Below are 446 nucleotides of genomic sequence, written 5' to 3'. Positions count from 1 at the left end.
ACCTAAGGTATGCCCAAAACCTCGTTCTAACGGTTCGAGCGTGACTTTGGCGTGTGTTTCATTGACCGTGTCCACATGAATGGCATTCGGTGTAAGAAACTCAGTAGCATTTAGCATCATTTGTCACCTCGACTTTATAGTAAAATTAATTATTTAGAGTACAACTCAACGATTAAGCTTTCGTTGATTTCGGTTGGTAAATCAGCACGCTCTGGCGCTTGTTTAAAAGTACCTTGCAATTTGCTATGATCCACTTCCAACCATACGGGTGTACCACGTTGACCCGCCAATTCAATTGCGTTTTTGATACGTAATTGTTCTTTGGCTTTTTCGTGTACGGCAATTACATCACCATCTTGCAATTGGATTGAAGGAATGTTCACACGAACAAACTCATCACGACCCGCTTTTTTTACTAGAATAGCACGATGGCTAACTAATTGGCG

General features: G+C 41.5%; 1 protein-coding gene. It reads right to left on the bottom strand.

The features are described 5' to 3' along the window. Nucleotides 1–149: 149 nt before the first annotated feature. The coding region (locus tag M3175_RS26030) for a 30S ribosomal protein S4 (protein WP_503328636.1) at nt 150–446 on the bottom strand (297 nt) is incomplete at its 5' end.

This window comes from Robertmurraya korlensis (assembly GCF_023715225.1).
Taxonomy (GTDB): Bacteria; Bacillota; Bacilli; order Bacillales; family Cytobacillaceae; genus Robertmurraya_A.
This window is presented reverse-complemented; position numbering and strand designations above follow the sequence as displayed.